This window comes from Streptomyces sp. F63, from assembly GCF_018070345.1.
In the GTDB taxonomy this organism is placed as follows: domain Bacteria; phylum Actinomycetota; class Actinomycetes; order Streptomycetales; family Streptomycetaceae; genus Streptomyces.
This window is the reverse complement of the sequence record NZ_JAGPXX010000004.1, coordinates 82,820-106,222: the sequence shown is the minus strand read 5'-3', so window position 1 is coordinate 106,222 and position 23,403 is coordinate 82,820. Positions and strand designations below refer to the sequence as shown.

Annotated in this window: 21 protein-coding genes; 19 read left to right on the top strand and 2 right to left on the bottom strand. The window is 74.5% G+C overall.

Annotated features, from left to right (window positions below):
- Positions 1-71: 71 nt before the first annotated feature.
- The gene (locus KBZ10_RS06455) at positions 72-1,523 is read left to right on the top strand and encodes a serine hydrolase (protein WP_210986531.1); all 1,452 of its coding nucleotides are present in this window, start codon (positions 72-74) and stop codon (positions 1,521-1,523) included.
- 202 nt (positions 1,524-1,725) lie between these two features.
- On the opposite strand, the gene KBZ10_RS06450 is transcribed toward KBZ10_RS06455, so the two are convergent.
- Complete coding sequence (locus KBZ10_RS06450) at positions 1,726-2,685, bottom strand: threonine/serine dehydratase (protein ID WP_210986530.1); 960 nt, start codon at positions 2,683-2,685, stop codon at positions 1,726-1,728.
- Between the two features lie 623 nt (positions 2,686-3,308).
- Between KBZ10_RS06450 and rpsD the strand changes: the two genes are divergently transcribed.
- The 17 genes from rpsD (at position 3,309) to KBZ10_RS06365 (ending at position 21,557) form a co-directional block, all read left to right on the top strand.
- Positions 3,309-3,920 carry a 30S ribosomal protein S4 gene (gene rpsD, locus KBZ10_RS06445; protein WP_210986529.1) on the top strand — a complete coding sequence of 204 codons (612 nt, stop codon included), beginning with the start codon at positions 3,309-3,311 and terminating at the stop codon, positions 3,918-3,920.
- Positions 3,921-4,255: 335 nt separating this feature from the next.
- Complete coding sequence (locus tag KBZ10_RS06440) at positions 4,256-4,693, top strand: DUF948 domain-containing protein (protein ID WP_210986528.1); 438 nt, start codon at positions 4,256-4,258, stop codon at positions 4,691-4,693.
- Positions 4,694-4,696: 3 nt separating this feature from the next.
- Positions 4,697-5,008 carry a DUF6167 family protein gene (locus KBZ10_RS06435; protein ID WP_210986527.1) on the top strand — a complete coding sequence of 104 codons (312 nt, stop codon included), beginning with the start codon at positions 4,697-4,699 and terminating at the stop codon, positions 5,006-5,008.
- Positions 5,008-7,680: an alanine--tRNA ligase gene (gene alaS, locus KBZ10_RS06430; protein ID WP_210986526.1), complete on the top strand. Its 2,673-nt coding sequence runs from the start codon at positions 5,008-5,010 to the stop codon at positions 7,678-7,680. The genes KBZ10_RS06435 and alaS overlap by 1 nt, the downstream gene beginning before the upstream one ends.
- A gap of 4 nt (positions 7,681-7,684) precedes the next feature.
- Positions 7,685-8,173, top strand: a complete 489-nt coding sequence (gene ruvX, locus KBZ10_RS06425; protein ID WP_210986525.1) for a Holliday junction resolvase RuvX — start codon at positions 7,685-7,687, stop codon at positions 8,171-8,173.
- 129 nt (positions 8,174-8,302) lie between these two features.
- Positions 8,303-10,183 (top strand): endolytic transglycosylase MltG, encoded by a 1,881-nt coding sequence (gene mltG, locus KBZ10_RS06420; RefSeq protein ID WP_210986524.1) that lies wholly within the window; start codon positions 8,303-8,305, stop codon positions 10,181-10,183.
- Between the two features lie 2 nt (positions 10,184-10,185).
- Positions 10,186-11,136, top strand: coding sequence for a shikimate dehydrogenase (locus KBZ10_RS06415; RefSeq protein ID WP_210986523.1), 951 nt, complete (start codon positions 10,186-10,188; stop codon positions 11,134-11,136).
- 131 nt (positions 11,137-11,267) lie between these two features.
- On the top strand, positions 11,268-12,452 hold the full coding sequence (gene aroC, locus KBZ10_RS06410; protein WP_210986522.1) for a chorismate synthase: 1,185 nt from the start codon (positions 11,268-11,270) through the stop codon (positions 12,450-12,452).
- Positions 12,449-13,006, top strand: a complete 558-nt coding sequence (locus KBZ10_RS06405) for a shikimate kinase (RefSeq protein WP_210986521.1) — start codon at positions 12,449-12,451, stop codon at positions 13,004-13,006. Before aroC ends, KBZ10_RS06405 begins: the two co-directional genes overlap by 4 nt.
- Positions 13,003-14,094, top strand: a complete 1,092-nt coding sequence (gene aroB / locus KBZ10_RS06400) for a 3-dehydroquinate synthase (protein ID WP_210986520.1) — start codon at positions 13,003-13,005, stop codon at positions 14,092-14,094. Before KBZ10_RS06405 ends, aroB begins: the two co-directional genes overlap by 4 nt.
- Positions 14,091-14,540, top strand: a complete 450-nt coding sequence (gene aroQ / locus KBZ10_RS06395) for a type II 3-dehydroquinate dehydratase (protein WP_210986519.1) — start codon at positions 14,091-14,093, stop codon at positions 14,538-14,540. Before aroB ends, aroQ begins: the two co-directional genes overlap by 4 nt.
- Before the next feature lie 128 nt (positions 14,541-14,668).
- Entirely contained in the window at positions 14,669-15,724 is a 1,056-nt protein-coding gene (locus KBZ10_RS06390) for an AAA family ATPase (protein WP_210986518.1), read from the top strand.
- A gap of 77 nt (positions 15,725-15,801) precedes the next feature.
- Complete coding sequence (locus tag KBZ10_RS06385) at positions 15,802-16,926, top strand: M24 family metallopeptidase (RefSeq protein ID WP_210986517.1); 1,125 nt, start codon at positions 15,802-15,804, stop codon at positions 16,924-16,926.
- A gap of 106 nt (positions 16,927-17,032) precedes the next feature.
- Positions 17,033-17,599, top strand: a complete 567-nt coding sequence (gene efp, locus KBZ10_RS06380) for an elongation factor P (protein ID WP_210986516.1) — start codon at positions 17,033-17,035, stop codon at positions 17,597-17,599.
- Positions 17,600-17,601: 2 nt separating this feature from the next.
- Entirely contained in the window at positions 17,602-18,030 is a 429-nt protein-coding gene (nusB, locus tag KBZ10_RS06375) for a transcription antitermination factor NusB (protein ID WP_210986515.1), read from the top strand.
- Between the two features lie 232 nt (positions 18,031-18,262).
- Positions 18,263-19,885, top strand: a complete 1,623-nt coding sequence (locus KBZ10_RS06370; protein ID WP_247701915.1) for an MFS transporter — start codon at positions 18,263-18,265, stop codon at positions 19,883-19,885.
- Between the two features lie 94 nt (positions 19,886-19,979).
- The gene (locus tag KBZ10_RS06365; RefSeq protein WP_210986514.1) at positions 19,980-21,557 is read left to right on the top strand and encodes an aspartate aminotransferase family protein; all 1,578 of its coding nucleotides are present in this window, start codon (positions 19,980-19,982) and stop codon (positions 21,555-21,557) included.
- A gap of 397 nt (positions 21,558-21,954) precedes the next feature.
- On the opposite strand, the gene bldD is transcribed toward KBZ10_RS06365, so the two are convergent.
- Positions 21,955-22,455, bottom strand: coding sequence for a transcriptional regulator BldD (gene bldD, locus KBZ10_RS06360; RefSeq protein ID WP_019708725.1), 501 nt, complete (start codon positions 22,453-22,455; stop codon positions 21,955-21,957).
- A 335-nt stretch (positions 22,456-22,790) separates the two neighbouring features.
- Between bldD and pyrR the strand changes: the two genes are divergently transcribed.
- Positions 22,791-23,393, top strand: a complete 603-nt coding sequence (pyrR, locus tag KBZ10_RS06355) for a bifunctional pyr operon transcriptional regulator/uracil phosphoribosyltransferase PyrR (protein WP_210986513.1) — start codon at positions 22,791-22,793, stop codon at positions 23,391-23,393.
- Positions 23,394-23,403: the final 10 nt, after the last annotated feature.

Genomic DNA, 23,403 nt, shown 5'->3' with positions numbered 1-23,403 from the left:
CGGCGCAACTCTCGCGGCGGGGGCCGGGAAGCGCCTCGACCGGGGTCCGCCGGCCGGGGCAGGATGCTCCCATGACCGTCCCCGCCGCGCCCCCCTCCGGCCCCGCCGCCCAGGGCGTCGACGCGTCCGGCGTCCTTGCCTTCCTCGACGCCCTCGAAGCCGCCCCGGAGATCGAGCCGCACAGCCTGGTGATCGTGCGGCACGGGCACCCGGTCGCCTCGGGCTGGTGGGCGCCGTACACCGCCGAGCGCCCCCACCTGCTGTACTCGCTCAGCAAGAGCTTCACCGGGACCGCCGCCGCCCTGGCCGAGGCCGAGGGCCTGCTCGACTTCGACGCGCCGGTGATCTCGTACTTCCCGGAGTTCGAGGCCGGCATCACCGATCCGCGCAGCCGGGCCCTGCTCGTGCGGCACGTGGCGGCCATGGCGAGCGGCCACCGGCGGGACACCGTCGAGGAGGCCTACCGCCGGGACCCCGCCGAGCCCGTCCGGGGATTCCTGCTGCTGCCGCCGGACGAGGACCCGGGCACGGTCTTCGCCTACAACCAGCCCGCCACCTACACGCTCGCCGCGATCGTCCAGCGCGTGACCGGACAGTCGCTCACCGGCTATCTGCGGCCCCGGCTGCTGGACCCGCTGGGCATCGGGGAGGTGTTCTGGCGTCGCGACCGCACGGGCCGCGAGCTCGGCTTCAGCGGACTGCACGCCACCACCGAGGCCGTGGCCCGGCTCGGGCAGCTGTATCTGGACGACGGGGTCCGGCAGGGCCGGCGGCTGCTGCCCGAGGGCTGGGTGGACCGGGCCACGCGTCCCCGCACACCGACCGCCGGAGCCATCGGGGACGCGGAATGGCGGGACTGGGACCACGGCTACGGCTACCAGTTCTGGATGTCCCGGCACGGCTACCGGGGTGACGGCGCGTACGGCCAGTTCTGCCTGGTGCTGCCGGAGCAGGACGCCGTGATCGCGACGACCGCGGCGACCGAGCGGATGCCGGAGTTCCTGAACCTGGTCTGGGAGCATCTGCTGCCCGCCTTCGGCCCCGCGCCGCTGGCCGGCCGGGAGGCCGCCGACGCGGAGTTGCGGGACCGCCTCGGGCGGCTCGCGCTGCCGCCCGCCCCGGGCCGGTCCGCGCCCCCGGAACGGGCGCGGGACTGGGCGGCCGCCGAGTTCACGTCCTCCGGAGCGGCGGGCCCGGTCCGCGCGGCCCGGCTCGCCCGGGGCGGCGACGGCTGGACGCTCACGCTCACCGGCGAAAGGGACCGGCCGGACCGGCCGGACCGGCTGGACCTGCGCATCGGAGGGGAGGGCTGGTGGGTCGCCGAGGAGCCCGTCCCGACCGCGGTGAGCGGCGGCTGGACCGAGGCCGGCACGCTGGCGGTGGAGACGGTGTTCCTGGAGACCCCGCACCGCCTGGCGCTGACCTGTTCCCTCGCGGACCGGACGGTCGCCGCGCAGTGGCGCACCCAGCCGCTGCACGGCGGCCCGCTCACCTCGCTGCGCGCCCCGCGCGGCCCGGCCTGAGCCCGGCCTGGTCCGGTCTGAGCCCGGCCGGACCCGGTCGGCGCCCCGGGGGCGCCCGGGGCCGCCCCGGCGGAGCGGGGGCTCCCGCCCCCGACTCGACGGGAATCCGCGGCCGAATGCGCAACCGCGGGCCGCCGGAGTCCGCGGTCGACGCCCTTCCGTGAAGCCCCTCCGTGAAGCCCTTCCCGGAGCCGCCGCAGCCTCAGCGCAGGCCGAAGCGACGGGACCAGGCGAACATGTCGGCCGTCGTCGCGTTCCCCCCGCACACCACCAGGCCGAGCCGGGCCCCGTCGCCGACCCGGTCCAGGACCCGCCGGGCGGCGGGCAGCAGACAGCCGGCGGCCGGTTCGGCCCACACCTTGGCGTGGTCGGCCAGGTCCAGCGAGCCCTGGACGGCCTCCTGGTCCGACACCACGAGAACGTCGGTGACGAGAGCGGAGACATGGTCGTACGTCAGCGGCGACACGGACGGGGCGCTGAGCGTGGAGACGATCGACGTCAGGGCGACCGGCCGCGGGCCGCCCGCCGCCAGCGCCTCGGACATGGCCTGCGCGCCCTCGGTCTCCACGCCCCACACCCGCACGCCGGGCCGGCTCGCCCGCAGGGCGGCGGCGACGCCGGAGATGAGAGCGCCGCCCCCGATGCTCACGAGAACGTCGGTGAGCTCACCGGCATCGGCGGCGAACTCCAGTCCGACCGTGCCCTGTCCGGCGATCACCACTGGGTCGTCGAAGGGGTGGACCGGGGTCAGCCCCTCCTGCTGGAGCCGCGTCATGAGCGCGAAAGCCCCGTCCATGTCGTCGGTCAGCCGCACCAGCGCGCCGGCCGCCTCACAGATCTCCACGGCACGGCCGGGCGCCGAGCGCGGCATCACCACCGTGGCCTTCACATCAAGGGCCGCGGCCATGACCGCGAGGGCGATCCCGTGGTTGCCGCCGCTGACGGCCACCACTCCGGCGGCCCGCTCGGCCTCGCCCAGCGACAGCAGCTTCGCCGCCGCCCCGCGCGCCTTGAACGAACCGGTGCGCTGCAGCAGTTCGAGCTTCGCGGTGACCGGGGCACCGAGCAGCGCCGACAGGCCCGGGCTGTCCACGGTCGGGGTGCGCACGACGCGCCCGGCGATCCGCTCGGCCGCGGCTTCGATCTCCGAGATGCCGATCACGGCAGTCATCCTTCCGGCGCGGGGTCGCGGAGCGCGCCGTGTGGAACCCTGACTCACGGAGAGAGCCGGGTCAACGCGGTTCGTGGACGGTGCGCGGCGAGCGGGCCACCGCGGCCCCGCGGGCCGGCCGGGCCGTGCCGGCCCCTCGGCCCGTTCCCGGCCCCGGAGCCGCGTCAGCCGGCCGCGGAGCCATTGCCCGGCCCCGGATACCATGGGGTACGGCGACGGGCGCGGCGTCCGCGATCTCGATCAGCGCGGTGAGCCCGTCGTCCTGCGCGTGGGCCGCGGCGCGAGCCGCGGGGGAGTCCCCAGGCGTCAGCAGCAGCACGTCCCCGTCCGCCGTGACGGCGCGTGCCGTGGGCGCACCGGCGTCCCAACCGCCCGAATCCGCGCTGGGAATGGCCTGCGCGGCGGAGGCGTTCGACTCCGCGAGGGTACGTACGCGCCCGGCTGCCACCGGCTGCCGGGCGTCTTCCCAGGGGCGCGGCTGACCCGTCGTCCCGGCAGGGGCCGGCACGGATTCCGTGGGGCGGCCGGAGCCGGGCACGGGGCTCCGAAGTCGAAACATGCGTTCCCCTCCGATAAGGTAAGCCTCACCTAATGTGTATGGAGGGTGTTTCCCCGTGAACCAGTCGCGTCCCAAGGTCAAGAAGTCGCGGGCCCTCGGCATCGCCCTGACGCCGAAGGCCGTCAAATACTTCGAGGCCCGCCCGTACCCGCCGGGCGAGCACGGCCGTGGCCGCAAGCAGAACAGCGACTACAAGGTCCGGCTGCTGGAGAAGCAGCGTCTGCGCGCCCAGTACGACATCAGCGAGCGCCAGATGGCCCGTGCCTACGACCGCGCCCGGAAGGTCGAGGGCAAGACGGGCGAAGCGCTCATCGTCGAGCTGGAGCGCCGTCTGGACGCGCTCGTCCTGCGGTCGGGCCTCGCCCGCACCATCTACCAGGCCCGCCAGATGGTGGTCCACGGCCACATCGAGGTCAACGGCCGGAAGGTCGACAAGCCGTCCTTCCGGGTCCGCCCGGACGACGTCGTGCGGGTGCGCGAGCGCAGCCGCGCCAAGCACCCCTTCCTGGTCGCCCGTGAGGGCGGCTACGACACCGACGGCGAGACCCCCCGCTACCTGGAGGTCAACCTCCAGGCGCTGGCCTTCCGCCTGGACCGGGACCCCAACCGCAGGGAGATCCCGGTCATCTGCGACGAGCAGCTCGTCGTCGAGTACTACGCCCGCTGACGCCCCCTCACTCACGTCGGCCGGTGCCCGCGGAAACGTATCGCCTCCCGCGCGCCCGTCCGACGGGCCGGAACCGCCGTCTCCCCGCGCGCACCGGGGAGGCGGCGGTCCGCGTTCCGGCCCGGACGGGCCCTTCCGGCGCCACGCCAAATCGGGTACGGGGCCGTCGGCGCGAGACGCTAGGCTTCTGCCAGGTCCCGCGCCGCCGAACAGGCCGGACCGCCCGGCGGACCGGCCCGCCCGGGCCCGCCGCCCGGCGCGCGGGTCCCCGGCCGGGGGCCGGTAACCTCCCGGGGCGCATCCGGGTCGCAGTCGTCTGAGGGAGCGGTGCCAAGGTGTCCGGTGGAGAAGTGGCCGGGATTCTCGTAGCCGTCTTCTGGGCGATTCTGGTGTCCTTCCTGGCCGTGGTGCTGGTGAGGCTGGCCCAGGTGCTCAGAGCGGCCACCCGGCTGGTGGCGGACGTCACCGAGCACGCCGTCCCGCTGCTGGGCGAGGCCTCCGAGACCGTCCGCTCCGCGCAGACCCAGCTCAGCCGGGTCGACGCCATCGCGTCCGACGTCCAGGAGGTCACCTCCAACGCCTCGGCGCTCTCCTCGACCGTCGCCTCCACCTTCGGCGGCCCGCTGGTGAAGGTCGCCGCGTTCGGCTACGGCGTCCGCAGGGCAATCGGACGCAAGGGCGCGCCGCAGGAGCGGCGCCGCACCGTGATCAGGAGTCGAGCGGTGCCCCCGGCCCGCAAGGGCGGGCGGGGCGACCGGCGAGGGAGAGGCTGACCGATGTTCCGCCGCATGTTCTGGTTCACCGCGGGCGCCGCCACCGGCGTGTGGGCCACCACCAAGGTCAACCGCACGCTGAAGCGGCTCACGCCGGAGAGCCTGGTGGCCCAGGCGGCCGACAAGGCCGTCGAGGCGGGCCACCGCCTCAAGGACTTCGCCCTCGACGTCAAGGCCGGCATGGCGCAGCGCGAACTCGAACTCAACGACGCCCTGGGCATCGCCGCCCAGGACGGCCCCCAGGAACTGCCCCCGCCGCGCCGCCCGGCCGCGCTGGGCCCGACCCACCCGAACAACCGGAATGAGGACCACTGATGGAGTCGGCTGAAATCCGCCGCCGCTGGCTGAGCTTCTTCGAGGAGCGGGGGCACACCGTCGTCCCGTCGGCGTCGCTGATCGCGGACGACCCGACGCTGCTGCTGGTCCCCGCGGGCATGGTGCCCTTCAAGCCGTACTTCCTCGGTGAGGTCAAGCCGCCCTTCCCGCGCGCCGCCAGCGTCCAGAAGTGCGTCCGCACCCCGGACATCGAAGAGGTCGGCAAGACCACCCGGCACGGCACCTTCTTCCAGATGTGCGGCAACTTCTCCTTCGGCGACTACTTCAAGGAAGGCGCCATCGAGCTCGCCTGGGAGCTGCTCACCGGCTCCGTCGAGCACGGCGGTTACGGCCTCGACCCGGAGAAGCTCTGGATCACCGTCTACGAGGAGGACGACGAGGCCGAGCGCATCTGGCGCGACAAGGTCGGCGTGCCCGCCGAGCGCATCCAGCGCCTGGGCAGGGAGCACAACTACTGGTCCATGGGCGTCCCCGGCCCCTGCGGCCCCTGCTCGGAGATCAACTACGACCGCGGCCCGGAGTTCGGCGAGGAGGGCGGCCCGGCCGTCAACGACGAGCGCTACGTGGAGATCTGGAACCTGGTCTTCATGCAGTACGAGCGCGGCCCCGGCTCCGGCAAGACGGACTTCCCGATCCTCGGCGAGCTGCCCAGCAAGAACATCGACACCGGCCTCGGCATGGAGCGGCTGGCGATGATCCTCCAGGGCGTCCGCAACATGTACGAGACGGACACCCTCCGCGTCGTCATGGACAAGGCCACCGAGCTCACCGGCGTCCGCTACGGTGCCGCCGAGGACTCGGACGTCTCGCTGCGCGTGGTCGCCGACCACCTCCGCACCTCCGTGATGCTCATCGGCGACGGTGTCACCCCCGGCAACGAGGGCCGCGGCTACGTGCTGCGCCGCATCATGCGCCGCGCCATCCGCAACATGCGGCTGCTCGGCGCCACCGGGCCGGTCGTCGGCGAGCTCGTGGACACCGTCATCGGGACCATGGGCGAGCAGTACCCGGAGCTGATCACCGACCGCAAGCGCATCGAGACCGTCGCGCTCGCCGAGGAGGCCGCCTTCCTCAAGACCCTCAAGGCCGGCACCAACATCCTCGACACCGCCGTCTCCGAGACCAAGAGCGCCGGCAAGGCCGTCCTCCCCGGCGACAAGGCGTTCCTGCTCCACGACACCTGGGGCTTCCCGATCGACCTCACCCTGGAGATGGCCGCCGAACAGGGCTTGTCCGTGGACGAGGAGGGCTTCCGCCGGCTGATGAAGGAGCAGCGGGAGCGCGCCAAGGCCGACGCCCGCGCCAAGAAGACCGGCCACGCCGACGTCTCCTCCTACCGCGAGGTGGCCGACCGCGCCGGGGCCACGGTCTTCACCGGCTACACCGACACCGAGGGCGAGTCGACCGTCGTCGGCCTGCTGGTGGACGGCGTGCCCGCGCCGGCCGCGCAGGAGGGGGACGAGGTCGAGGTCGTCCTCGACCGCACCCCCTTCTACGCCGAGGGCGGCGGCCAGCAGGCCGACACCGGCCGGATCCGGCTCGACACCGGAGCCGTCGTGGAAGTGCGCGACGTACAGCAGCCCGTACCGGGTGTCAGCGTGCACAAGGGCGTCGTCCAGGTCGGTGAGGTCACGCTCGGCGCCGGCGCGCACGCCGTGATCGACGTGATCCGCCGCCGGTCCATCGCCCGCGCCCACAGCGCCACCCACCTCACCCACCAGGCGCTGCGCGACGCCCTGGGCCCGACCGCCGCCCAGGCCGGCTCGGAGAACGCCCCCGGCCGCTTCCGCTTCGACTTCGGCTCGCCGACGGCCGTCCCCGGCACGGTCCTCACCGACGTGGAGCAGAAGATCAACGAGGTGCTGGCCCGTGAACTCGACGTCACCGCCGAGGTGATGTCGATGGAGGACGCCAAACGGCAGGGCGCCATCGCCGAGTTCGGCGAGAAGTACGGCGACCGGGTGCGCGTGGTCACCATCGGCGACTTCTCCAAGGAGCTGTGCGGCGGCACCCACGTCCACAACACCGCGCAGCTCGGCCTGGTCAAGCTGCTCGGGGAGTCCTCCATCGGTTCCGGTGTGCGCCGGGTGGAGGCCCTGGTCGGCGTGGACGCCTACCAGTTCCTCGCCCGCGAGCACACGGTCGTCTCCCAGCTCACCCAGCTGGTGAAGGGCCGCCCGGAGGAGCTGCCGGAGAAGATCTCCGGGATGCTCGCCAAGCTCAAGGACGCCGAGAAGGAGATCGAGCGCTTCCGTGCCGAGAAGGTGCTGCAGGCCGCCGCCGGCCTGGCCGCCGGCGCCAGGGACGTCCGGGGCGTCGCGCTGGCCGCCGGGCGGGTCCCGGACGGCACCGGCGCCGACGACCTGCGCAAGCTCGTCCTCGACGTGCGCGGGCGGATCCAGGGCGGCCGGCCCGCCGTGGTGGCGCTGTTCACCGTTGTCAAGGACCGTCCGCTGGCCGTGATCGCCACCAACGAGGCCGCCCGCGAGCGCGGCATCAAGGCCGGCGAACTGGTCCGCACCGCCGCCAAGACCCTCGGCGGCGGTGGCGGCGGCAAGGACGACGTGGCGCAGGGCGGCGGCCAGAACCCGGCCGCCGTCGACGAGGCCGTGGCCGCCGTCGAGCGGCTCGTCGCCGAGAAGGCGGCCTGACGGCATGACGGAGGAGAACCGGGCGGCGCTCCGGCGCGGGCGGAGGATCGCCGTTGACGTCGGGGACGCCCGGATCGGGGTCGCCTCCTGCGACCCCGACGGGATCCTGGCCACCCCGGTGGAGACCGTGCCGGGACGCGACGTCCCGGCCGCCCACCGGCGGCTGGCGGCGATCGTCGCCGAGTACGAGCCGATCGAGGTCGTGGTCGGGCTGCCCCGTTCCCTGAAGGGAACGGAGGGCCCGGCCGCGGCCAAGGTCAGAAGCTTCGCCCTGCAGCTCGCCAGGACGGTCCGGCCGGTCCCGGTGCGCCTCGTCGACGAGCGGATGAGTACGATCACGGCGGCGCGGGGCCTGCGGGCCTCCGGTGTGAACTCCCGCAAGGGGCGCTCGATGGTGGACCAGGCCGCGGCCGTGGTCATCCTGCAGAACGCGCTGGAGACCGAAAGGGTGTCGGGCGCTCCTCCGGGCGAGACCGTCGAACTGGTCATCTGATCGCGATACGGTAACGTTCGCGCGAAAGTGCGACCCGAACACCGTCGCATACAAGCGGAATGAGGCGGACCGGACCACTGCGCTCCCCACGCGCGCACCGGGAGCCGCCTCCTGTGGGCCAGGAGACCGATGACTGAGTATGGCCGGGGCCGAGGTTCCGAACCGTGGCATCCCGAGGACCCGCTCTACGGGGACCGGGGCTGGGACGGGCAGCAGACGGCGGACGGCCTGTCTCCTCACAGAGAGCAACCGCGGCAGTACCCCGGGCAGTACCAGCAGCAGGCCCCGTGGGACCCCCAGGGCGCGCCGTATCCCGGGCCGCAGTACCCGGACCAGGGATACCCCCAGCAGGGCGGGCAGCAGGGGTACCCCCAGCAGGGATACCCCCAGCCCCAGCACCCCCAGCCCCAGCAGCCCCAGTACCCCCAGCAGGGCGGCCGGCAGCACGGCTGGGCCGGCGGTCCGCAGGACACCGGCCAGGGCTACGCCATGGACCCGTACGGGCACGGCGGCCCGTACGGGCAGCAGCCGTCCGACCCCTACGGCCACCCGTACCCGCAGCAGCCCGGACAGCAGGGCCCCCCGCAGCCGTACGGGGAGGGCCGGCCGCACGGGCACCCGGAGCAGGGCCGGAGGCACCCCGATCCCGGGACCGGCCCGCAGCCGCAATACCGCCCCGCACCGCACGAGCGGCAGCCCGGCGAGGACGACTGGCAGCAGGGGGAGGACGGTCCCGGGCACGCCTTCTTCGCCGACGAGCCGGACAACGCCCCCGGCCGCCGCGGAGGCCGGGCGGCAGCCCGCGACGAGCGTTCCGCCCGCCGCGGTGACGGCTACGACGAACCCGGCGGCCACGACGACGCGTTCGACGACGACCACGACGACCACGACGGCGGGGACGGGGAAGGCCGCCGCGGCGGCCGGCCCAAGAAGCGCCGCAGCGGCGTGGCCTGTCTCTTCGTCGCCGTCGTACTCGGCGGCGGTGTGGCGGCCGGCGGCTGGTTCGCGTACGACTTCTACCAGACCCACTTCGGTCCGGCGCCGGACTTCGCCGGGGAGGGCTCCGGCTCCGTGCAGGTCGAGATCCCGCAGGGCGCCGGCACCGGCGAGATGGGCCGGATCCTCAAGGGCGCCGGTGTGGTGAGGAGCGCCCAGGCGTTCGTCGACGCGGCGGAGGAGAACCCGAAGGGCCTCACCATCCAGCCCGGCGTCTACGCGATGAAGAAGGAGATGTCGGGCGCCGCGGCCGTCGACTGGATGCTCTCCCCGGAGAGCCGCAACGCGCTCATCGTCCCCGAGGGCATGCGCAACGCACAGGTCTACGCGGCCATCGACAAACGGCTCGAACTGAAGGCCGGGACCACGGCGGAGGTCGCCGAGAAGAAGGCCGGGAAGCTCGGACTGCCCGACTGGGCCGATGACAACGAGAAGATAATGGACCCGCTGGAAGGGTTCCTCTACCCGGCCCGCTACGACGTGAGCGAAGGCGCCAAGCCCGAGGACGTCCTGAAGAAGATGATCGCCCGCGCCGCGGCCGAGTACGAGAAGCTGGACGTCGAGGCCAACGCCGAGAAGCTGAAGCTCGATTCGCCGCTGCAGCTCGTCACCGTCGCCAGCCTCGTCCAGGCCGAGGGCAAGACCAGCGACGACTTCAGCAAGATGGCCCGGGTCGTCTACAACCGCCTCGACCCGGGCAACACCGAGACCTACGGGAAGATCGAATTCGACTCGGCCTTCAACTATCTGAAGGGCCAGAGCGAAATCAACATCGGGATCAAGGAGATCCGCACCACCGATCACCCGTACAACACCTACTTCTACCGCGGCCTGCCGCCCGGCCCCATCGGCAACCCGGGAGCCGAGGCGATGAAAGCGGCGATCGACCCGGAGCCCGGAGACTGGTACTACTTCGTCGGCGTCGACGGGGAGAACACCAAGTTCGCGGAGACCCACGAGGAGCACGAGAAGCTCGTGGAGGAGTTCAACGCGAACCAGAAGAACAAGGGCTGAGGATGAGCGCAGCGACACCCCCGGCGACACCCCCGGCGACACCCCCGGCGGCGGACCCCGCGGCGACCGCCGCGCCGCCGCCCGCTCCCGGCGGCCCCGCCGGGAGCGGGCGCCGCGCCGCCGTCCTGGGCCTGCCCATCGAGCACTCGCTCTCCCCGGTGCTGCACCGGGCCGCGTACGCCGCCCTCGGCCTGGACGGCTGGCGCTACGACCGCTTCGCGGTGGACGAGGCCGCCCTCCCGGCCTTCCTCGGCGGTCTGGACGCCTCCTGGGCGGGCCTGTCGCTGACCATGCCGCTCAAACGCGCCGTCATCCCGCTGCTGGACCGGATCAGCGACACGGCCGCCTCGGTGGAGGCCGTCAACACGGTCGTGTTCACCGCCGGCGGAGGCCGCGCCGGGGAGAACACCGACATCCCCGGCATCGTCGCGGCGCTCCGCGAGCGCGGCGCCGGACGGGTCGCGCGGGCCGCGATCCTCGGCGCCGGGGCCACCGCCTCCTCCGCCCTCGCCGCGCTCTCCCGGATCTGCTCCGGCGAGGTCACGGTGTACGTCCGCAGCGAGAGCCGGGCGGCCGAGATGCGCGGCTGGGGCGAGCGGCTGGGCGTCCCCGTGACCACCGCGGGCTGGGACGCCGCCGCCGGGGCGTTCGACGCCCCGCTGGTCGTCGCCACCACCCCGGCCGGTGCCACCGACCACCTCGCCGCGGCCGTGCCGGAGCATCCGGGCACCCTGTTCGACGTGCTCTACGATCCGTGGCCGACCCGGCTCGCCGCGGCCTGGTCCGCGCGCGGCGGGGCCGTCGTCGGCGGTCTCGACCTCCTCGTCCACCAGGCCGTGCTCCAGGTGGAGCTGATGACGGGCCGCGCCCCGGCGCCGCTGGCGGCCATGCGCGCCGCCGGGGAGGCCGCGCTCGCCGCCCGCTCCACCGGCCCCGCTCGTACCACGAGCTGAAACGGCTGTCCGTTTGGCGGACCGGCGCCCGGTCCGCCGCCCCCGGCATGGCAGGATCGACGGCGGCGGGCCGGGGCCGCGCACCCGGCCGTGCCGCCGCACACACCAGGGCGCGAGCATGAGGAGCACCGTTGAGCAGGTTGCGCTGGCTGACCGCGGGGGAGTCGCACGGCCCCGCACTGGTCGCGACGCTGGAAGGGCTGCCCGCGGGCGTGCCCGTCACCACGGACATGGTGGCGGACGCCCTGGCCCGGCGGCGGCTCGGCTACGGCCGGGGCGCCCGGATGAAGTTCGAGCGGGACGAGGTCACCTTCCTCGGCGGCGTCCGGCACGGCCTGACCCTCGGCTCCCCGGTCGCGATCATGGTGGGCAACACCGAGTGGCCCAAGTGGGAGCAGGTCATGGCCGCCGACCCGGTGGACCCGGCCGTCCTCGCCGAACTGGCCCGCAACGCCCCGCTGACCCGCCCCCGTCCCGGCCACGCCGACCTCGCGGGCATGCAGAAGTACGGCTTCGACGAGGCCCGGCCGGTCCTGGAGCGCGCCTCCGCCCGGGAGACCGCCGCCCGGGTGGCGCTCGGCGCCGTCGCCCGCTCCTATCTCCAGGAGACGGCCGGCATCGAGATCGTCTCCCACGTCGTCGAACTGGCCGCCGCCAGGGCCCCGTACGGGGTGCTGCCCCAGCCCTCCGACGTGGAACGGCTGGACGCCGACCCGGTGCGCTGCCTCGACCCGGCGGCGAGCGAGGCGATGGTCGCCGAGATCGACCGGGCCCACAAGGACGGCGACACCCTCGGCGGCGTCGTCGAGGTACTGGCCTACGGCGTCCCGGTCGGCCTGGGCTCGCACGTCCACTGGGACCGGCGGCTGGACGCCCGCCTCGCCGGAGCCCTGATGGGCATTCAGGCCATCAAGGGCGTGGAGGTCGGCGACGGCTTCGACCTCGCCCGGGTGCCCGGCTCGCAGGCCCATGACGAGATCGTCTCCACCGAGGACGGCATCCGCCGCACCTCCGGCCGCTCCGGCGGCACCGAGGGCGGGCTCTCCACCGGCGAACTGCTGCGCGTGCGGGCCGCGATGAAACCCATCGCGACCGTGCCCCGCGCCCTGGCCACCGTCGACGTCGTCACCGGCGAGGCCACCCGGGCACACCACCAGCGCTCCGACGTCTGCGCCGTGCCCGCGGCGGGCATCGTGGCCGAGGCCATGGTGGCGCTCGTCCTGGCGGACGCGGTGGCGGAGAAGTTCGGCGGCGACAGCGTCCCCGAGACCCGGCGCAACGTCCGCTCCTTCCTCGACGCCCTGGCCATCCGGTGACGGGGACGGAAACGCAGCCGGGCGACGGGCCCGCGCCCGGCCGTGGCCCCGCCGTCGTGCTGATCGGCCCGCCCGGCTCCGGCAAGTCCACCGTCGGCGCGCTCCTCGCCGAGCGGCTCGGCACCGGCTACCGCGACACCGACAGCGACATCGAGCGGATCGCGGGCAAGCCGATCCCGGAGATCTTCTTCGAGGACGGCGAACCGCACTTCCGTGCCCTGGAACGGCGGGCCGTCCGCGAGGCGGTCGCGGAACACCCCGGCGTCCTCTCCCTCGGCGGCGGGGCGGTCATGGACGAGGAGACCCGGAGCCTGCTGACCGGACTGCCGGTCGTCTTCCTCGACGTCGGCCTCGCCGACGCCGTCAAGCGCGTCGGTCTCGACGCCCCGCGCCCGCTGCTGGCCGTCAACCCCCGCCGGCAGTGGCGCGCCCTGATGGAGCAGCGCCGCCCGCTGTACACGGAGACCGCCCGCGCCGTCGTGGCCACCGACGGCCGCAGCCCGGAGGACGTCGCCGAAGCGGTCCTCGACGCACTCGAACTGAGGCAGACATGACGGAAACCCCCACCGCCATCGAGGTCGGCGGCACCGCCGGCACCGACCCGTACACCGTGCTCGTCGGCCGGCAACTCCTCGGCGAGCTGCCCTCGCTGATCGGCCCCGCGGCCCAGCGGGTGGCCGTCGTCCACCCCGAGGCCCTGGAGGCCACCGGCGAGGCACTCCGCGCCGACCTCGCGGCGCAGGGCCACGAGGCCATCGCGATCCAGGTGCCCAACGCCGAGGAGGCCAAGACCGCCGAGGTCGCCGCCTACTGCTGGAAGGCGCTCGGCCAGACCGGCTTCACCCGCTCCGACGCGATCGTCGGCGTCGGTGGCGGCGCCACCACCGACCTCGCGGGCTTCGTCGCCGCGAGCTGGCTGCGCGGCGTGCGGTGGATCGCGGTGCCCACCACCGTCCTCGGCATGGTCGACGCGGCCGTCGGCGGCAAGACCGGCATCAACACCGCCGAGGGCAAGAACCTCGTCGGCGCCTTCCACCCGCCCGCCGGCGTCCTCTGCGACCTGGCCAGCCTGGACTCGCTCTCCGCCCACGACTACGTCAGCGGGCTCGCCGAGGTGGTCAAGGCCGGCTTCATCGCCGACCCGGCCATCCTCGACCTCGTCGAGAGCGACCCGGAGGAGGCCCGCCGGCCCGGCGGCCGGCACACCGCCGAGCTGATCGAGCGCTCCATCCGGGTCAAGGCCGAGGTGGTCTCCTCCGACCTCAGGGAGTCGGGCCTGCGGGAGATCCTCAACTACGGCCACACCCTCGGCCACGCCATCGAGAAGAACGAACGCTACACGTGGCGGCACGGCGCGGCCGTCTCCATCGGCATGGTCTTCGCCGCCGAACTCGGCCGCCTCGCCGGGCGGCTGGACGACGCCACCGCCGACCGGCACCGCACCGTCCTGGAATCCCTCGGCCTGCCGGTCTCCTACCGCGGCGACCAGTGGCCCCGGCTGCTGGAGACCATGAAGGTCGACAAGAAGTCCCGCGGCGACCTGCTGCGCTTCATCGTCCTCGACGGCCTCGCCAAGCCCACCGTCCTGGAGGGCCCGGACCCGGCCCTCCTGCTGGCCGCCTACGGGGAGGTCTCCGCATGACCGCAGGACCACGGCACGTCCTGGTGCTCAACGGCCCCAACCTCGGCCGGCTGGGCTCCCGCGAGCCGGACGTCTACGGCTCGACCAGCTACGCCGGGCTGGTCGAGGAGTGCACCCGTCTCGGTGCCGAACTCGGCTTCACGGTCGACGTCCGGGAGACCAACGACGAGGGCGAGATGATCCGCTGGCTGCACGAGGCGGCCGACGGGCGCATCCCCGTCGTCATCAACCCCGGTGCCTTCACGCACTACTCGTACGGCATGCGGGACGCCGCCGCACAGCGCACCGCGCCCCTGATCGAGGTGCACATCTCCAACCCGTACGCGCGGGAGGAGTTCCGGCACACCTCGGTCATCGCGGCGGTCGCCTCCGGGACCGTCGCCGGCTTCGGCCTCGGCTCCTACCGGCTGGCGCTGCGCGCCCTGGCCGACGCCGCGACCGGCTGACCGGGCACGTTCCGCCGACCCCGGCCGTTCTGCGGATACGGCCGGGGACGGTACCGTTCGGTGGCGTTCGGCCGCACGAACGCGTCGAACACCGGCCAGTCCGCCCGCACGAGACGGAGACTCAGCGGATGCAGCACGCGACGGGGGCTCCGCTGCCACCACCCCACGGCCCCGCCCACCCCTCCTGGGCGCAGGGAGGCCCCCCGGGCCATCCGGGGCACCAGCGCGGTCCCGCGCCGCACGGCGGGGCCCCGGTGCCGCCGGGCCCGCCCGGACCGGTGCCGCCGGGCCACCGCCCGCAGCCCGCCCCGCCGGGGCCGCCGCCGGGCCCGCACCAGCCGCACCAGCCGCACCAGCCGCAGCCGGACCAGCCGGGCCCACCGCACCAGCCGCCGCCGCCCGGCCCGCCGCACCGGCAGCCCGCACCACCCGCCCCGCCGTATCCGCGGCCGGCCGGCCCGCCGCCGCACCAGGCCCCGTCTCCCGGCCGGCACGGCGCTCCGGGGCAGCAGGGGCACCACGCCCAGCCGCAGCACGGGGACGCCACCGGGCTTCTGCGGCTGCCCGCCGGGGCCCCCGTGCCCGCGCCCGGTGCCGCGCCGGGCGCGGCGGCATCCGACGCGGCGCACGCCGCCGTCGCGGTGCTGCTGATAGGACCGGCCGGAGCGGGCAAGACGACGGTCGCCCGGCACTGGGCGGACAGCCGGCGGGTGCCGACCGCGCACATCAGCCTGGACGACGTCCGCGAATGGGTCCGCTCCGGCTTCGCCGATCCGCGCTCGGGCTGGAACGACCACTCCGAGGCGCAGTACCGGCTGGCCCGCCGCACCTGCGGTTTCGCGGCCCGCAACTTCCTGGCCAACGGCATCTCCTGCATCCTCGACGACGCCGTCTTCCCGGACCGCCCGGCCGTCGGCCTCGGCGGCTGGAAACGCCATGTCGGGCCGGGACTGGTGCCGGTGGTGCTGCTGCCCGGGCTGGAGATCGTCCTGGAGCGGAACGCCGCCCGCAGCGGCACCCGCCGGCTGACCGACGAGGAGGTCGCCCGTATCCACGGCCGGATGGCGGGCTGGTACGGCTCCGGGCTGCCGATCATCGACAACTCGCAGTACGACGTGGCGACCACGGCCCGGGCCCTGGACGACGCCATCAGCCGCAGCCTGGCCAGCCCGCCGCAGTTCTGACACCCCGCCCCGGGGCCGGCCCCCCGTCCGGACGCGTTCGGGGGGCCGGGCCCGGGACGCGCCCATAAGGTCGGAACATGTCAGAGGTGCACGCGTCCCGCCGCTCACAGCTGCGCGACCGGTGCGCGGCAGCCGGTGAGGCTGCCGTCCTCGTCTCGCGCCCCGCCAACATCCGTTATCTCGCCGGCGCGGCACCGGCCGGCGGCGCCCTGCTGCTCGGGCCCGGCGGCCCGGGCGGCCCGGTCGGCGACGTCCTCCTCTGCCCGCGCCCGCCGGCCGGAGACCTCGCCGAAGGGCAGGTGGCCGGTGATCTGCGGGTGCGGGTGCTGCCCGCGGGCACCGCGGACTCGGCCGCGGCCGCCGCCGGCCTCGCCGCCTCGGCGGGCGCGGAGCTGCTGGCCGTCGAGGAGCACGACCTCTCCGTCACCCGGCACCGGGCCCTCGGCGCGGCCGCCCCGCACGTGCGCCTCACCGACCTGGCCCGCGCCGTCGAGCAGCAGCGGCTGGTGAAGGACGAGGAGGAGATCGCCTCCCTGCGGATCGCGTCGGAGATCGCCGACCAGGCCCTGGGCGAGCTGCTGGAGTCGATCCTCGTCGGCCGCACCGAACGCCATCTGGCGCTGGAGCTGGAGCGCCGCCTCGTCGACCACGGTGCGGACGGGCCGGCCTTCCCCACCTCGGTCGGCACCGGCCCCAACTCCGGTGTCCCCGGCCACTCCCCGTCGGACCGGCGGGTGGAGGAGGGTGACTTCCTCAGCGTCTGCCTGGGTGCCGAGTACCGGGGCTACCACTGCGAGCTGGGGCGCACCTTCGTCATCGGCACCTCGCCGGCCCGCTGGCAGATCGAGCTGTACGAGGTGGTGTTCGCGGCGCAGCGGGCGGGCCGGGAGGCCCTGGCGCCCACCGTGGAGTACCGGGAGGTGGACCGGGCTGCCCGGCAGATCCTGGACGCGGCGGGACACGGCGGCGGGCAGCCGCGGTGGACGGGACACGGGGTGGGGCTGGAAATCCACGAGGACCCCGAACTGTCCCCGACCGCCATGGGTAAACTGGACGCTTGTGTGCCGGTCACCGTCGGACCGGGGGTTCACCTCCCGGGCCGGGGCGGTGTCCGGATCGACGACACGCTCGTCGTCCGTCCCGAGGCGGACGGCGGACCCGAGCTACTCACCATCACGACCAAGGAACTGCTCGCTTTGTAGTCGTGCCCGGTGGCCGCGCGTTCGTATTCGCCGCCGGTGCCGTGGCCGCTGTAGCCTGCGCAACGCCCTTGGTTCCATCAGCTTCAGTCCAGGAGACACCGCAACCGTGGCATCCACGAACGACCTCAAGAACGGCATGGTGCTCAAGCTCGAAGGCGGCCAGCTCTGGTCCGTCGTCGAGTTCCAGCACGTCAAGCCCGGCAAGGGCCCCGCCTTCGTCCGCACCAAGCTGAAGAACGTGCTCTCCGGCAAGACGGTCGACAAGACCTTCAACGCCGGGGTGAAGGTCGAGACGGCCAGCGTCGACAAGCGCGGGATGCAGTTCTCGTACAAGGACGGCGACGACTTCGTCTTCATGGACTCGGAGACCTTCGACCAGATCTACATCTCCCCGGCGACGGTCGGCGACGCCGCCAACTACCTCCTGGAGGGCTTCGAGGCGGTCGTGGCGATGTACGAGGGCAACCCGCTCTACATCGAGCTGCCCGCCGCCGTCGAGCTGACGATCGAGTACACCGAGCCGGGCGTGCAGGGCGACCGCTCCACCGGCGGCTCCAAGCCCGCCAGGCTGGAGACGGGTTACGAGATCGGCGTGCCGCTCTTCATCACCAGCGGCGAGAAGATCAAGGTCGACACGCGCTCCGGTGAGTACCTCGGCCGGGTGACGGGCTGACCGTGGCTGCCCGCACCAAGGCCCGCAAGCGTGCCTTCCAGATCCTCTTCGAGTCCGACCAGCGCGGGGTGCCCGTGCGCACGGTGCTCGCGGACTGGCTGCGGCTCGCCCGGACCGACGACCGGCAGCCGCCGGTCAACGAGTACACCCTGCAACTGGTCGAGGGATACGCCGAGCACGCCCGTCACATCGACGAGCTGATCGGCACCTACTCCGTCGGCTGGACCCTCGACCGGATGCCCGTCGTCGACCGCTGCCTGCTGCGGCTGGGCGCGTACGAGCTGATCTGGGAGGACGACACACCGGACGCGGTGGTCATCGACGAGGTGGTGCAGCTCGCCAAGGAGTTCTCCACCGACGACTCGCCGTCCTTCGTCAATGGTCTGCTGGGCCGTTTCAAGGAGCTGAAGCCGGGGCTCCGCCGGGCCTAGCCCCGGCTCTCCGGCCCCCGGGCCGGGCGTCCGGCCCGCGCGAACGCCGCTCGCGGCCGCGTACGGCGCCGGACCGCAGCGGGACCGCCGGACCGCAGCGGGACCGCAGGACCGCACCGGGTCCGCAGGACCGCACCGGGTCCGCAGGACCGCACCGGGCCCGCGGCGGGAATCCGCACGGACTTCCGCCGCGGGCCTGGTGCGTTTCTGTGACGTGTTCTAGGTTCACCGCATGCCCGATCATGATCACGACAACCCTGCCCCGGTGGCGGCCACCGGCGCAGGCCGTCCCGCGCGGAGGAGCGGACCGGCCGCAGGCGACGGCCCGCTGGCCGCCCGGGTCAGGATCGGCTACGGCCTCGGGTCCTTCGCCACCGGAACCTTCGGCACCGTTCCGGGCCTGCTGCTGCTCTACTACCTCACCGACATCCTCGGCGTCACCGCCGGCCTCGCGGGACTCCTCGTCTTCCTCCCCAAGGCGTGGGACGTCCTGCTCAACCCGTGGATCGGCAGCCTCTCCGACCGCACCGCGCACCGCTGGGGCCCGCGCCGCCCCTGGATGCTGCTGGGCGCGCTCACCATGCCGCTCTGCTTCGCCGCGATGTTCGCCGCCCCGGACCTGGAGCGCGGCTGGGCCGCGGCGTACGTGGCCGTGCTCTTCCTGCTGACCGCCACCGGATACGCCTGCTTCCAGGTCCCGTACGTGGCCCTGCCCGCCGAACTCACCGCGGACCCCGACGAGCGCGCCCGCGTGATGAGCTGGCGGGTCGCCTTCCTCGGCGCGGCCATCCTGCTCTCCGGCGCGCTGGCGCCGCTGCTGGCCGGGGCCTCCGGCGACGACCACGGCTCGCCCGGCGGCTACCGGCTGATGGGCGCCGTCATCGGCGCCCTGCTCTGCGCCGGGATGCTGGCCGCCTTCGCCGCGACGGCGCGTGCGCCCGCCGTGCTGCGTGTGACGAGCGAACCCGGCCTCCCGGCGCAGCTCAGGGCGGCCCGCGGCAACCGGCCCTTCACCTGGCTGCTCGCCGCCTTCGTCACCCAGGCCGCCGCGACGGGCCTGATGCTGGCCGGCACCCAGTACTTCGCCACGTACATCCTGCACCGGCCCTCCGCCACCAGCGTCCTCTTCGCCTGCCTCATCCTGCCCTCGCTGCTCGCGATGCCGCTCTGGCTGGCCGTGGGCCGCCGCACCGGCAAGCGCTCCGCGGCCCTCGCCGCCTCCGGCTGCTTCCTGGCCGGGGCCGCGACGGCCGCCTTCGCCCGCGAACTGCCCGGCGGGGCGGTCTACGCGGCCGTGGCCCTCGCCGGAGCCGGCTACGCGGGCATGCAGATGCTGCCGCTGGCCATGCTGGGCGACGCCATCGCCGCCGACGCCTTCACCAGCGGACGCCGCCGGGCGGGCCTCTTCACCGGCCTCTGGACGGCGGGGGAGACCCTGGGCCTCGCCGTCGGCCCCGGGCTCTACGGACTCGTCCTGGCGGCGGGCGGCTTCGTCTCCTCCGGTGCCGGGCACCGGGTGGCCCAGCCCGGTTCCGCGCTCACCGCGATCGTCACCGGCTTCGGCGCCCTCCCCGCCCTGCTCCTGCTGCTCAGTCTGCCGCTGCTCGCCCGCTACGACCTGACGGAGGAGAAGCTGGGCGCCCTTCGCGACGCGGCGGCGGAGCCGGCAGCGGTGCCCGTACCCGCGCCGGTACCCGGAACGGTGTCCCCCTCGATGCCGGGGCCGGGGTCCGCGCACGGCCCGCACGGCCCGTCCCCCGCCCCCGAGTCGCCCCGTGGGAGCGGAGGTTGTCCCGGTGAGCCGAGCGGCGGCGAACACACTGGAGCGGGCCCCCCGGCGGGCCCTTCCGGATGACCGTGACGGCCGGGCGGCCCACCGCCCCCGGGCACCGGCCGTCGCCCCGTCCCCGGCCACCGGCCCCCCCATCCCCCGACGCGACGGAGTCCCCATGACCGCCTCCACCCCTTCCACCGGCCCCGGCGGGCCCCAGAGCCCGGCCGGCCCCGCACCGCACACCGGCCCCGCGGCCCGGGGCGCCGCCCCGCGCGGCATCCTCGACCGGCTCGACGCCCTGCGCGAAGCCGACCTGCCCGTGCACGGCGGCCGCACCATGGCGTACGTCTACGACTCCGGCCTCGACGGCGTCGAAGAGCTCGCGGCCGCCGCGCAGGCGCGGTTCGCGGGCGTCAACGGACTCGACATGACGGCCTTCCCCAGCGTCGTCGCCCTGGAGAACGCCGTGGTGGGCCGCGCCGCCCGGCTGCTGGGCGGCGGCCCGGACACCGTCGGCACGTTCACCAGCGGCGGCACCGAGAGCTGCCTGCTCGCCGTGCTCACCGCCCGCGAGCACGCCCGGCGCACGCGCGGTGTGACGGCTCCCGAACTCGTCCTGCCCACCACCGTCCACGCGGCCTTCCACAAGGCCGCGGCCCTGTTCGGGCTGCGGACCGTCTCCGTACCGGTGGACCCGGAGACGTACCGGGTCCGCCCGGAGGACGTCGCGGCGGCGATCACCCCCCGCACCGCCCTCGTCGTCGTCTCGGCGCCGTCCTACGCCCACGGGGTCGTCGACCCGGTGGCCGAGGTGGCGGCCGAGGCGGAGCGCCGCGGCGTGCTCTGCCATGTCGACGCCTGCATCGGCGGCTGGTACCTGGGCCATCTGCGGTACGCGGACGGCGTCCCGCACCCGCCGGCCTTCGACCTCTCCGTCCCCGGGGTCACCTCGCTCTCCGTGGACCTGCACAAGTACGGCTACACGGCCAAGGGCGCCTCCGTGCTGCTCGTCCGCGACGCGGAGCTGCGCCGACACGGCTGGTTCGCGCACGCCTCCTGGCCCGGCTATCCGGTGGTCAACGCCACGCTCCAGGGCACCAAGTCCGCCGGTCCGCTCGCCGCGGCCTGGGCCGTGCTGGAACACATCGGGACCGACGGCTACACCGAGCTCTCCCGCCGCGTGCACGCGGCCACGGCGGCCCTCACCGCGGGGATCGGCGCCCTCGACGGCCTCCGGGTCCTCGGCCGCCCCGAGGCCTCCCTGATCGCGGTCGCCTCCGAGGACCCGGCCGCCCTGGACGTCTTCGTGGTGGCCGACGAGATCCGGGCGGAGGGCTGGTACCTCCAGCCGCAGCCCGCCTTCGACGGCTCCCCCGCCACGCTCCACCTCACCGTCACGGCGGCCGTGGCGGGGGAGGAGACCGTACGGCTGCTGCTCGCCGATCTCGCGAAGGCCGTGGAACGGGCCCGGGCGCTGGGCCCCGCCACGGTCGGCCCGGCCCTCGCGGAGGCGGCGGCCGGCCTCGACCCGGACGCCCTCGGCCCCGAGGAGGTGGCACTGGCCCTCTCCCTGGCCGGCATCGGAGCGGACGGCGCCCTTCCGGAGCGGATGGCGCCCGTCCTGGCCGTTCTCCAGGCGCTGCCGCCGCGGCTCACCGAACGGCTGCTTCCCGAGGTCATCGGACGCCTCTACCGGCCGGAATCCGGTGCGCCGCCCGCGCCGGGGGAGGGGAGCCGGCCGGCGGAGGGCTGAGCGGCGCGGACCTCCGCCGGCGCGTGGCCGGCCGCCGGCCCCGGCACACGGGGCTGGAGGTCACCATGAGTGAGAAGGCGCTCGCCCAGCGCACAGGGAAGGCGTCGCGGTGGCTACGGACGGCGGGTGTGGCCGCGCCCCCGCGCGGCCCGGGCCGCGCCCCGGCGGCGGGGGCGCCCCGGGTCCGCGGCGGCTCCGCGAGCCGGCCCTCCCGCCGCTTCGCGGCCCGTCGCCGGGGCGCGCCCCGGCGTGCGGGAACGCCCCCGGCGGAGCCGGAAACGCCTCGCGGGGCGGTGCGGTGCGTGCGGCTCCGCACCGCCCCGCGGACGGCTTGCTCACCCGTGGGCCGCGGCCCCCGCCGGCCCGCCGGCCCCGGCGGCGGACGGCGCCCGACCGGTCAGGCGTCCTCGTGCTGCACGGCCCGGCGGGCGTCCGCGTCCAGCACGCCCCAGCTGATCAGCTGCTCGGTGAGCACCGAGGGGGACTGGTCGTAGATCACCGCGAGAGTGCGCAGGTCGTCCTGGCGGATGGAGAGAACCTTGCCGTTGTAATCGCCGCGCTGGCTCTGGATCGTCGCGGCGTACCGCTGGAGGGGGCCGGCCTTCTCCTGCGGCACATGGGCGAGCCGCTCCAGGTCCAGGACGAGCTTCGGCGGCGGTTCGGCGGCGCCCCCGGGCGTGGTGCCCGGCAGGAGCTCCTGCACGGGGACGCCGTAGAAGTCCGCGAGCTCGGCAAGACGCTGCACGGTCACCGCACGGTCGCCCCGCTCGTAGGAGCCGACGACGACGGCCTTCCAGCGGCCCTGGGACTTCTCCTCGACGCCGTGGAGGGAAAGGCCCTGCTGCGTGCGGATGGCGCGAAGCTTGGCTCCGAGCTGTTTGGCGTATTCGCTGGACATATAGCTCCCCGGACGAATTGGTAACTCACTGTGATGTTACGCAGCGTAATCCTGCTTCGTCAAGCGGAGGGGGTCCCACCGGGATCCGGCCCGGGCGCCGGGCGCCTCCGCCGGGGTCCGCGGCCGTCTCACGGTACCCCCTCCCGTACCTCGGTACGGCCTTCCGTACGGGAGGACCGGCCTCCGTGCTCATCCGCCCCGGGGCCGGGCCTCCGTCCCCGGCCCCCACGCCCCGGGCGGCGCCGCCCGCCGCCGCCCTGGTATCGTTCACCGGGCACGATCCCCGACGTCCTTTAACATCCGTCCCGTGAGGCGGAGAAGGAGGTCCGTTTCCCATGGACGCAACCTCAGCCCGCTCCGATGCATCCGGCCCGTCCGCCCCAGCGGCTCGCCCCGTGCTGGAGGCCCCGGACATCGCCCGGGTCCTGACCCGCATCGCCCACGAGATCGTCGAACGCGCCAAGGGCGCCGACGACGTCATACTGCTCGGCATCCCCACCCGCGGAGTCTTCCTCGCCCGCCGCCTCGCGGCCAAGCTGGAGGAGATCACCGGGCGCCCGCAGTCCGCGGGCTCGCTGGACATCACCATGTACCGGGACGACCTGCGGCTCCGCCCGGCCCGCGCGCTCGCCCGCACCGACATCCCCGCCGACGGGATCGACGGGAAACTGGTCGTCCTCGTCGACGACGTGCTCTTCTCCGGCCGGACGATCCGCGCCGCGCTCGACGCCCTCGGCGACATCGGCCGCCCGCGCGCCGTGCAGCTCGCGGTCCTCGTGGACCGGGGCCACCGCGAACTGCCCATCCGCGCCGACTACGTCGGCAAGAACCTCCCCACCTCGCTGCGGGAGACGGTCAAGGTCCAGCTCACCGAGGAGGACGGCCGCGACAGCGTGCTCCTCGGACGGCGCGGCACCGTCCCGCCCGGCGAGCGGTAGCGCCCCTCCC

Excerpts from the sequence above, each read along its gene's own strand:
- KBZ10_RS06455 (WP_210986531.1), top strand. The coding sequence starts at position 72 with ATGACCGTCCCCGCCGCGCCCCCCTCCGGCCCCGCCGCCCAGGGCGTC.
- KBZ10_RS06435 (WP_210986527.1), top strand. The coding sequence starts at position 4,697 with ATGTTCCGCCGCATGTTCTGGTTCACCGCGGGCGCCGCCACCGGCGTG.
- alaS (WP_210986526.1), top strand. The coding sequence starts at position 5,008 with ATGGAGTCGGCTGAAATCCGCCGCCGCTGGCTGAGCTTCTTCGAGGAG.
- ruvX (WP_210986525.1), top strand. The coding sequence starts at position 7,685 with ATGACGGAGGAGAACCGGGCGGCGCTCCGGCGCGGGCGGAGGATCGCC.
- mltG (WP_210986524.1), top strand. The coding sequence starts at position 8,303 with ATGACTGAGTATGGCCGGGGCCGAGGTTCCGAACCGTGGCATCCCGAG.
- KBZ10_RS06415 (WP_210986523.1), top strand. The coding sequence starts at position 10,186 with ATGAGCGCAGCGACACCCCCGGCGACACCCCCGGCGACACCCCCGGCG.
- aroB (WP_210986520.1), top strand. The coding sequence starts at position 13,003 with ATGACGGAAACCCCCACCGCCATCGAGGTCGGCGGCACCGCCGGCACC.
- aroQ (WP_210986519.1), top strand. The coding sequence starts at position 14,091 with ATGACCGCAGGACCACGGCACGTCCTGGTGCTCAACGGCCCCAACCTC.
- KBZ10_RS06390 (WP_210986518.1), top strand. The coding sequence starts at position 14,669 with ATGCAGCACGCGACGGGGGCTCCGCTGCCACCACCCCACGGCCCCGCC.
- KBZ10_RS06385 (WP_210986517.1), top strand. The coding sequence starts at position 15,802 with ATGTCAGAGGTGCACGCGTCCCGCCGCTCACAGCTGCGCGACCGGTGC.
- KBZ10_RS06370 (WP_247701915.1), top strand. The coding sequence starts at position 18,263 with ATGCCCGATCATGATCACGACAACCCTGCCCCGGTGGCGGCCACCGGC.
- KBZ10_RS06365 (WP_210986514.1), top strand. The coding sequence starts at position 19,980 with ATGACCGCCTCCACCCCTTCCACCGGCCCCGGCGGGCCCCAGAGCCCG.
- bldD (WP_019708725.1), bottom strand. The coding sequence starts at position 22,455 with ATGTCCAGCGAATACGCCAAACAGCTCGGAGCCAAGCTTCGCGCCATC.
- pyrR (WP_210986513.1), top strand. The coding sequence starts at position 22,791 with ATGGACGCAACCTCAGCCCGCTCCGATGCATCCGGCCCGTCCGCCCCA.